Genomic DNA, 9,901 nt, shown 5'->3' on the forward strand with positions numbered 1-9,901 from the left:
AGAGAAGAGTGCCAGGTCGTCGCTCCTGAACTTCCTCTTTCTGAAGTCGTTCGCGTAGAGGATGCCGACTATCCTCCTCTCCACCACCAGGGGCGCGGCAAGGATGCTCCTTATCCCCTCCTTCAAGAGTACCGGGTTCTGGTCGGGCCTCTCCCGCAGGTCTTCTATGCCCAGCGGGCCCTGGTGGTTCAGGATGGTCCCGGTGAGCCCCCCTTTCCTGATCTCCCACCTGTTCACCTTCTTGAACTCGTTGCTGAAACCCTTGCTGGCGGCCAGCATCATCTCGCCCGCCTTGTCGTCGAAGATGGCCAGCGACCCGGCGGGGCTGTCGGTCAGCTTCGTGGCATAGTCCACTATGGCGTAGGCCGCGTCCTTGAGGCTGTCGATGCTCTCCACCACAAGCCCGAGGTGGTAGAGGGCCTCGTGCTGTTTCAAGACCTTCTCCCGCTCGTTCACCCTCCTGCGCCTCTCTTCGACGAGTTGCCACATTATCCTCGCCGAGAGCCCGCCCATGAGCTCCGTCCCGGCGGGAAGTATCTTCTCGATGTCTTTTTTTACTGCGTCGGAGCCCGTCACGTTGAATATCAACTCCGCCTTCCCGCTCTTTACGGCCTCATTGTAGTCGGGCAGCACGGGTATCCCGAGTTCGGCGGCAACCCTGACCCCCGGGGCGTCGGGCCTCTTGTCCGCCGCCCAGATGACGTCTATGGTGGGGTTGTCCTTGCATATCTCCATTATGCCGGCCCCTCCCTTGCCGCAGCCCACCACACCCGCCTGTATCTTGCCCGACGACGCACCGGGCTCCTCGGAGGCAATGGGGACGATAATCCCCTTGCCTATGGCCTGGCTCACGGCCTGGGTGCGGCTCGTGACGTTGAGCTTCTTCATTACGTTCTTAAGGTGGAACTTTACCGTCCATTTGGTCCTGCCGAGAATGGCCCCTATCTCCTCGTTGGTCTTGCCTTCCTGGACCCACCTGAGGATGTCGACCTCCCTCATGGTAAGGAGCGGAGCGTCGTTAGTACTCTTCTTCTTTTGCCCTTGTTTACTCATTTTTCATGCCCTTCACTTATACCTTTAATAGACGCGCATACCCTGTATAACTACCCTTGGAGGCTTACATACTACCCTGCCGGGTGAAATCGGAAGACAAAAACCGGAACCTACCCCCTATCCCACTGCCCACATGGACAGGGTAACTATAGCATAGTTACCCCCCGGAGTCCACCCTATTCTTTTATCTCCCGAAAACCAGATCGTCGTAGTAAGCCACGGCACTCCCGCCGGTATTGTCCGTATCTGTCATTACCGCGATGCCCGTAACCACGGGCGGCTCGGCGTGGAAATGGAACAGAGCTTTATAATCCTCATAAACGTTCCGCTCCTCGCTCACCCATCTTCCGGCAAGCCCCTCCCCGCTCTCGACGGCGACCATCATGGCCTTTTCCGTATACGGGTTCGGGACGGCCTCGCCCTTCTTGAGCTTGTTGGCCCATATGTAGTTTATGGCGTTGGCCGGGGCACTGCCGTAAAGCGTCTTCAGGAGTTTGTACTTCGCCCTCTCAAGGAAGGGAGTGGCTTCCGGGTCGTAGGCGAAGGTCACGTAGACCCGTGCCGCGTAGTCGTCGCCCTCTTTCCTGGCGGCGTCCCCTTGCTTAACGACCCCCTCGACCTTCCAGCGCCAGCGGAGGACCGGGTACTCGCCGAGGTCTATCTCCACTTCCTTATACACGCCGGACGCCGAGCCGCGGCTCTCGGCCTTGAGGAAACGCTCCCCCTCCCCCCCCTCCTCTTCGACGACCGTGTAGTCGGTATGGCGCTCTATCTTCCTGAAGGTAAGCGGCTTCCAGCCTTCGGGGAGGCCGTCTCGACCGACCTCACCGGAGAAGCGGTCTATTATGAAAAACTCCGTGGTGGCCGGGGACTCGGGTGGGGCGGGGGGGGCGGCCTCGGACAACAGGGCGAGGCACAGGACCGGCACGCCCAAAAGGGGCCACGATAAAAACTTACTCTTTGGAAAGCATGAGAGTGACATTACAAGGGAAAAGGGAGAAAAATTGAGGAACTAAAAAAGCCTTTGAGCCGCCTTACTTGGAGTGGCGGTCCGCGACCTTGGTGGCGCCGTAGGAGTCGGGTTTGATCACGGCCGCGTAGCCGCACCCGGTGACCATGCCGACCACCTCTTTTATGACGTTCCGGGTATCGCCGTTCTCTCCCACGTCGAGGTGTATCTCAACCGGCAGTTTTTTCAACCCGTTCTCCGAGAGCTTCTCCTTTATGACCGTGGCCAGTTCGAGCGACATGGTGGCCTCGTATATCATCCTCTGGCGGACGCTCTCCATCTTTTTCCTGCGGGTCTTCCTGTAGAAGTAGCGGCCGCCGTGCCCGACGTGGTGCACGACTACGGCGGAGACGAAGAGCGTCTCTTTCCCCACGCAGGAGTCGGTGCCGATGATGAGGTTATACTTCTGCCCTTCCCCCTCACCTATGTAGGCGACGATATGCTCGAACATACCGTCAATGGTTACCCTGCCGAAGGTGGGGCTCAGAAATTCCACTACTGACGGGTTTTGACCGGAGAACAGCATCTCAATTGGAAAGAATACTACAAAACTACTGGAAAAACAAGGTTTTTCTGGGTTCCGGAAAAGAAGAGGGGGGACGTAAAGCTACGGTTTACGGAGGACGGAGAAGAGCGCTTTCGGGAAAGTTTCGAGCGTGCCGTGGAACTCGCTCTTGCGTATGGAAAGGATATTGAAGCTCGTGCCGAAGACGGCGCGGATCTCCTCGGGGGTAAAGCGGTAGGGGCCCTCCTCCATGGTCTCCTCAACGGAAAAGCACTTGAGGAACAGATAGCCGCCGGGCCTTACGAGCCCGGCCACCGTCTTTACGTAACCCTCCCTCTCTTCGGGCTGCATCACGTGGAAGCAGCCCCGGTCGAAAACAATATCGAACGGGCCTTTGAGTTTAGTGTGCCGGATGTCGTCCTGTCGGCACTCTACTTCGAGCCCCCTCCTCTTTGCCCTGCCGCGGGCCTCACCCACGGCGGTCTCCGATATATCGGTAGCCGTGACATTGAAACCCCACTCGGCGAGCACCACGGCCTGCGTGCCCGGCCCGGTGCCGAGATCCAGCACCGCACCCGTGTGAATGTCCATCTCCAGTAGCGCCCGCTCGAAGTCGTGGTCGAGCGATGGGTGGTACCACGCCATGGCCTCGACCTTCTCGGTCCGGTAGTAGTTCTCCCAATCTTTGAAGTCGCGCCTCTTCTCCATGGTATGAGTCTACCCCAACCGTGGTGCCGCGTCCAGTGTTGACGGATGGCAAACGCGAATGTCATTGCGAGCTGAGGGTCATGGACCCGTGGGGTCATGAACCCGTGGGGTCATTGACCCGCAGCGAAGCAATCCCGTCTCTATATAAACGAGCCCTCGGAGTTTGCCACACCGAAGGACACAAAAAAAGGCCGTCCCCTTTAAGGGACGGCCTTTTTCAAAAATGGAGCGGGCGATGGGAATCGAACCCACGTTTGAAGCTTGGGAAGCTTCCATTCTACCATTGAACTACGCCCGCTGCGGGATTATTATAGAAATAAACATGGGCGGGAGTCAAGGGGGAAAGAAGGGCGTCGGGATTCGCAGGGTGGGCACAGCCCACCCTGCTTACTACCCCGTCGCCTCTACGGGGACGATTACTATATTTACCCTGCGGTTCATGGCGGCACTGGATGAGATGGGCATGGACTCTCCGAAGCCCACGGTTGCGATCCTTTGGGGGTTGACGTTACGCTGAGTGAGGGCGTTCTTAACGGCGTCGGCGCGCCTCTCGGAGAGCTTTTGGTTGTACGCTTCGGGGCCCGAAGCGTCCGTATGGCCTTCCACACGGATAACGGTCTCGGGGTACTGGTTCAAAATCCTTGCGACCCGGTCAAGCTCTGCATTCGCCCCGGGCTTAAGCGCGGAAGAGTTGAGGTCGAACATTACGTCGGACTTGAATGTGGCGGTAAGGACGTCCCGGCTCCTGGCCAGGCTCATTGCGTCCGACTCGGCCGCAACGGCCTGAAGTTCCCGCTCCTGCCTGTCCATATAGGCGCCTATCTGGTTCCCCGCGATCCCCCCGACGACCCCCCCGATGGCCGCGCCCCATAGAGTACTCTCGGTATCTCCTCCAAACGCCTGCCCCAGGGCCGCGCCCACGGCCGCACCGGCAACGGCGCCCGTAGCCGTGCCTTTCTGCTGGCGTGTCTGCAGGTTCGAGCAGGATAACATGGAACCCAGCAAAACCACGACTATAGCCGTTCCTGCCATCTTGTTCATAACATACTCTCCTTAGAGTTTATTTCCTTAACACCGTCTTCAGGGCCGACGGCGGAAAAAAATTTCGCAGGGCACTACTACCAGCAGAAATATACACCATCCCGGCAAAAGCCGCAATCGCTATTTCAGGAAGCAGCCGGCACCTTTTTTTCATTTTTCCGTTTTTCCATAAGAACAAAGCCGCGCGGGAGTCAAGGGGGGAAGGAGGGCGTCGGAATCCTTTATTCTTATTTTGGCTTTACCTGTGTGCCCTTAAGGTCTCGCAGGAGGCGTTTGAAGGCCTCCTGATAAGAGTCGTGGTCCTTCCATTCACTGAAGTCGCCTATGTGGCGCTCATCCCACACATCCGAGGCCCATCCCTTGTCGGCCTTCTCCGGCGAATCGTCGAGACGGAGCGGAAACAAAATAGTGCGGCCCGCCTTTACCTCCCTCGTCAGGGCCTTATCCACTTCATACTTTACCCAGTCGCTACCAACGGAATTTTCGGAAAGGACTAGAAGAACTTTGTCATGTACACGGAGGGCCTCGTCTATAATCGAGCGGGTCTTATCTCCTATCTTCAAGTCCTCGGGGGCGTACCAACATCTGACACCTTCATCCTGGAGGTCGGCATGCAGTCGCTTGGTGAACCCCTCATCCTCATGGCTGTAGCTTATAAAACAGGAGTAGAAATCTATGGCCTTTTTAAGCAGGCTCGGTAGATACTCTATCATCTCGTCCGGCAGGCCGCAGCCTCGGAGAAAGGAGAGCGGCAACTCACCCGACCTGGCGAGGGTCCTGTGGTCTATGGGGCAGGGGCCATCGAACCTGCACTCCGTCAGGCCTTTAGTCTTGGAAAGGTCTACATCAATAAAGAGGGTTTCGAATAAACGCGCACCGCTGAGATTCGCCCCGGCGAGCTTCGCCTCGGAGAGTTTCACCTCGGAGAGGTTCGCCTCGGAGAAATTCGCCCCGGAGAGGTTCGCCATGATGAGGCGCACACCGACGAGTTTCGCATCACTGAGGTTCGCCCCGAAGAGGTCCGCCACGGCGAGGTCAGCCCTGATGAGGTCCGCACCGGAGAGGTCCGCCTCGGAAAGGTCTGCATTGATGAGGTCCGCCTCGTAAAGGTCCGCCCCGGAGAGGTTCGCCCTGGAGAGGTCCGCACGAACCCCCTCTTCCCCGCCCGACCATACCCACTTCTTGTGGGCAGAAAGGATTTTCTTTAGTTCGGTCTTTGATATCTTGCGGTATTCGCTCATTATGGTTTTGTAAGGGGCAAACTACAGCAAAGAGGACTTCGGCGAGGGTAAAAATATCTTAACATCATCGTGGTCGCCTTTTATTTATACCGGACACCCAAGTTTCCAGTGCTTTAATATCGCCTATTAGTTCGTCAGGCTCGGGAACATCTTGTTGCGCTGCAGGGGCCCGATCATGGCCCGGTCTCCAATTCGAGCACTTCGTCATCCCAACCTCCAAGGCTCTGCAGTCCTCCAGCGATATATCCGCAATTTTTTCGATCTGTTGTGTCTGAACACCCACTCTGTAGCGCTCCACGATGCCGCACAACAACACTTCTTCGAGACCACGTTCCCACGCTTCCTGCAACAATCCGTACATATGAGTTGCCTCTTTTTCATACGCTTTATCGTCCCCCGCATCAAATAGTTTCTTAGCATCCTGCCACGCATTCTTTAAGAAACCGATCCTTTTTTTGACCGGCATTGCGACCCACGGTAACTCCTGCTCACAAACACCCGCTCCGATCATTGACTGTCTGACATGCTGATCCAGCATCTCTACGTCTTGCTCTTTCGCGTACTGCTTCAGCCGCAACAAAAATACGATGTCGTGCGTAAATACCATTACCTGCCGCGTCTTGGCTTCCTCGACAAGTCGATACGCAACACTGTCGCGCCATTTGTAATCCAGTGATGACACCGGATCATCAAACAGAATGGCGGACGGATCATCGGCTGTGCTGAGCTCGGCAAAGAATGCCGCAATCGACAAACACCGCGCTTCGCCTTCACTCACCACTCTCGGTAGCTCGACCCCGGGGGCCCTCGTTAAGAGCAGCTTGTGATACATATTACCCAAGTCTCCACCTATCTCCTTAAGTTCGACCTCCACATGCTTAAATTCAAGGTTTTTTAGCTCATCCTGAAAACTTTCCTTAAGTTTTTTCGTCACAACGACCTTTGTTATAGCTGTGCTCTTTATCGTAACTCGCTGTGTTCTCGTGTCGTCGAGACATAACCCATACGCTGCAATCTTCTTCTTGCGCTCGATCTCCCGCAAAACATGACTTTCGAATTTTCCAAGGCGTTCACGCGCCTCCAATTCCTGCAATTCCGTGGTAATCTTTTCCTTCTCCCCTTCGCCAGCCTCTTTTTGCAACCCTTGCACGCGCTGATCCAATTGCTCTGCCAGGCTCTCAATCTTCGCGGCAACCGGCGTATATTCCGCTAGCCCCCCTGGCATGCCCTGTTCGTTCTGCAACCCCTTGACCACGCCGCCACATCGTGCTTCCGCCTCTGTCAAACTAGCGCTAACCTCATCGGCCAAGCTCTCGACTTCAATCCGGATTTCTTTGACAGCTTCTTCCACCGTCTCGTTGGTGACGCGCAATTCGTCCAGGCCTTTGTAAAGTCCGGTGTAGGTCTCTCGCGCCTCGCGAAGCTCTTTCTCGGTAGCCGAAATAACAAAGGTCTCAAATTGCTTCAACCGCACGGCTGCATTCGCTTCAAGACGCTGCTGACACAGCACACAACGCTCTTCTTCCGTCACAGGGAATTTGCGATCCGGATAAGCCTCCGTTTCTGAAAACTGCCTGGCCGCTTCCCACAATACCACCCAGCTATCCGATCCCGTTCCAGACAACAACCCTGCCGGAAAAGTTGCGTCACGCAGTTTCCCTGCTTCCTCTCTCTTCGTCTGCAATTCTCGTTGCGAATCGAAGATAGCCTTCACGGCCTCTGCAGACAACACACCATCAGCAGCCCTTAGATGATTAACAAGAGATCTTAATCGTCCTGCCCGCAGCGTTAACTCCCGTGCTGTTTTGGCCGGGTCTTTGGCCTGTAAATCGACCAGTTGCTTCCCCAGCAGTTTCAGCCGCTCCTTTTCTTCTTCCGATAACATCGCCAGTGCCTTGACCTCCTCCGGATCAGTCAAGGACGACAGGCTTACAACCAGCTTTGCTGCGGCCGTACCTTCTGGTAAATCCAGAGTCTGCAGTCCACCGGCACCTAACGCCCGTTTCTCGCATTCGAGCTTGTCCCGAACGGTTTTGCAGGCCTTTGCCAGTTTGTCGAACAGATCCAGCCCAAAGGGCCGAAATGCGACATCTGTCTTTTCGGTCAAATACACCGTTGCAGAATGGCTATCGAAAACACTCACACGTGCGATGGATTCATCGTCACCTTCCCCGGTCCATTCATGCTGTATGCCGTCGCCACCCACCGTGTATTTAATCGAAACAGATGCTGTGGGCGGTGCCGTACCGGACAGCACGTTACCGAGAATGCCCTCAGGGCCTCTCGCCCGACACGCACTTTTCAATATTCGAGTATAGCCGGATTTCCCCGCTGCATTGTCACCGTACACAACGGTCAACCCGGTCCCGAATGTTACGGTCTGGTCTTCCGCGAGCGCGTTGACGCCGCGGTGATGAACGATCGACTGAATGTTGACATGACCGGCCTCGGTCCCGTTCGGAGGAAGATGATCTTTGGTAAGCGGGCTATAGCCCTGTGCTTCCGCCAGACCATGGGCGCTTTTACAAATCTCCGTTAACGCCTCTATATCGGCATCTTCAAGTTCGCCGGTCAAAACGAGCCGCCGCAACGCATCCCGCTGCCATTTTGGACGATCCTGTGACCAATGCAATATTTCATTTAAGACATTCATACGCCCTCTCAGCTTCGTAAGGTAGAATGTGCCCACCTTTAATATATAACCACATAATAGAAGGGGCTCGAAGCGAAATCAAGGGCTTTCTCGCAAGGCACCCCTCACCTCTTATCCTCTCCCCTGAGGGGAGAGGAAGGTTTATTATTGCTGTCCGTCACGGATAAACCGGCAAGTTGTCTGCCAGACGAGGCAGACGCACATTTTGGCCCGCAGGCGTATATTGATATACGTTGAGGAGACAAAATGTGCGGCTAACGACGTATGGCGGACAAATCGCCGGTTTCCCCCACCGTCACGGTGCTTGCCCAACAAAGCCCCCTCTGCTATACTCAGACCCAGAAAAAAACCCGGAGGATGCCATGCCAGAAAAGTACCAGAACCTCATAGACGGAAAATGGACTGACTCATCCGACGGTAAAACCCTCAAGACCGTAAACCCGGCCAATACCAAAGACATAGTCGGTACGATACCCGCCTCCACGCACGCGGACGTGGACCGGGCCGTCGAGGCGGCGCGGAAGGCATACGAACCCTGGCGGCTGACCCCCGCGCCGAAGCGCGGCGAGATACTCTTCCGCGCGGCCGAGCTGCTGGTAAAAGATAAGGACGCGCTCGGCAAACTCGTAACGCGCGAGATGGGAAAGGTCCTCTCCGAGGGGCTCGGCGACGTGCAGGAGGCCATCGACATGGCCTACTACATGGCCGGAGAAGGCCGCCGCCTCTTCGCCGAGACGGTCCCCTCCGAACTCCGCAACAAGGACTGCAAATCCGTCCGCGTGCCCAAGGGCGTTTTCGCACTCATAACCCCGTGGAACTTCCCGACCGCCATACCGTCGTGGAAGATACTCCCCGCCCTCATAAGCGGCAACACCGTGGTCTTCAAGCCGTCGAGCTACACTCCGGCGGCCGCCACCCGGCTCGTTCAATCGATGGAGGAGGCCGGCTTACCCCCCGGCGTCCTGAACCTCGTACACGGCTCGGGCGAGGCCACCGGCGAATACCTCGCCGCGCACCCCGGAGTGAACGGCGTCTCCTTCACCGGCTCCTCGGCCGTCGGAGAGATGCTCTCGAAGAAGTGCGCGGGCATCGATAAGGAGATAACCTGCGAGATGGGCGGCAAGAACCCCACCATCATAATGGACGACGCCGACCTGGAACTTGCCTTAAGCGGCACCCTCTTCGCCGCCTTCGGCACAACGGGCCAGAGGTGCACGGCCACGAGCAGGCTCATAGTGCATGAAAAGGTGTACGACGAGTTCATCGGGATATTCAAGGCGGCCGCGGAGAAGCTTACCCTCGGCGACGGCCTTAAAGATACGACCGACGTGGGGCCGCTCATAAACGAACAGCAGATGAAAAAGGTCCTCGAATATATAGAGATCGGCAAGAAAGAGGGCGCGAGGCTCGTTACCGGAGGCAACAGGGCCGAAGCGGGAGAGCTTAAGAATGGCTACTTCGTAGAGCCAACGACGTTCGCCGACGTCACGCCGGACATGAGGATAGCCCGTGAAGAGATATTCGGCCCCGTGGTGTCCATAATAAAGATAAAGGACCTCGACGACGCCATAGCCACAGCCAACGACACGGTCTACGGCCTGTCGTCTTCTATATACACCCAAGACGTAAACAGCTCGGCTGTGGCCGAGCGCGACCTCGATAGCGGGATCGTCTACATAAACGCCCCGACC

At 56.6% G+C, this 9,901-nt stretch carries 8 protein-coding genes and 1 tRNA gene; 1 reads left to right on the top strand and 8 read right to left on the bottom strand.

The window, feature by feature from the left end; translation table 11 throughout:
• From V3W31_08435 to V3W31_08470, 8 genes are all read right to left on the bottom strand, one after another.
• A partial coding sequence (locus V3W31_08435) for a LuxR C-terminal-related transcriptional regulator (protein MEE9614956.1) occupies positions 1-1,053 on the bottom strand: 1,053 nt, incomplete at its 3' end.
• A 184-nt stretch (positions 1,054-1,237) separates the two neighbouring features.
• Positions 1,238-1,981: a DUF3047 domain-containing protein gene (locus tag V3W31_08440; protein ID MEE9614957.1), complete on the bottom strand. Its 744-nt coding sequence runs from the start codon at positions 1,979-1,981 to the stop codon at positions 1,238-1,240.
• A gap of 106 nt (positions 1,982-2,087) precedes the next feature.
• Positions 2,088-2,558: a ribonuclease H-like YkuK family protein gene (locus V3W31_08445; GenBank protein MEE9614958.1), complete on the bottom strand. Its 471-nt coding sequence runs from the start codon at positions 2,556-2,558 to the stop codon at positions 2,088-2,090.
• A 111-nt stretch (positions 2,559-2,669) separates the two neighbouring features.
• A complete protein-coding gene (locus V3W31_08450; protein ID MEE9614959.1) occupies positions 2,670-3,275 on the bottom strand; it encodes a class I SAM-dependent methyltransferase in 606 nt (201 codons plus the stop codon).
• Positions 3,276-3,499: 224 nt separating this feature from the next.
• A tRNA-Gly gene (locus tag V3W31_08455) sits at positions 3,500-3,573 on the bottom strand.
• A gap of 92 nt (positions 3,574-3,665) precedes the next feature.
• Positions 3,666-4,316 (bottom strand): OmpA family protein, encoded by a 651-nt coding sequence (locus tag V3W31_08460; protein MEE9614960.1) that lies wholly within the window; start codon positions 4,314-4,316, stop codon positions 3,666-3,668.
• A gap of 227 nt (positions 4,317-4,543) precedes the next feature.
• On the bottom strand, positions 4,544-5,557 hold the full coding sequence (locus V3W31_08465) for a toll/interleukin-1 receptor domain-containing protein (GenBank protein ID MEE9614961.1): 1,014 nt from the start codon (positions 5,555-5,557) through the stop codon (positions 4,544-4,546).
• A 64-nt stretch (positions 5,558-5,621) separates the two neighbouring features.
• On the bottom strand, positions 5,622-8,210 hold the full coding sequence (locus V3W31_08470; protein ID MEE9614962.1) for an AAA family ATPase: 2,589 nt from the start codon (positions 8,208-8,210) through the stop codon (positions 5,622-5,624).
• Between the two features lie 362 nt (positions 8,211-8,572).
• Here V3W31_08470 and V3W31_08475 point away from each other — a divergent pair.
• On the top strand, positions 8,573-9,901 hold a 1,329-nt coding region (locus V3W31_08475; protein MEE9614963.1), incomplete at its 3' end, for an aldehyde dehydrogenase family protein.

Source organism: Thermodesulfobacteriota bacterium, from assembly GCA_036482575.1.
Lineage (GTDB): Bacteria > Desulfobacterota > GWC2-55-46 > GWC2-55-46 > JAUVFY01 > JAZGJJ01.

What these genes read in the sequence shown, in the direction of transcription:
- V3W31_08450 (MEE9614959.1), bottom strand. Translation starts at nt 3,275, where the DNA reads ATGGAGAAGAGGCGCGACTTCAAAGATTGGGAGAACTACTACCGGACC.
- V3W31_08460 (MEE9614960.1), bottom strand. Translation starts at nt 4,316, where the DNA reads ATGAACAAGATGGCAGGAACGGCTATAGTCGTGGTTTTGCTGGGTTCC.
- V3W31_08465 (MEE9614961.1), bottom strand. Translation starts at nt 5,557, where the DNA reads ATGAGCGAATACCGCAAGATATCAAAGACCGAACTAAAGAAAATCCTT.
- V3W31_08470 (MEE9614962.1), bottom strand. Translation starts at nt 8,210, where the DNA reads ATGAATGTCTTAAATGAAATATTGCATTGGTCACAGGATCGTCCAAAA.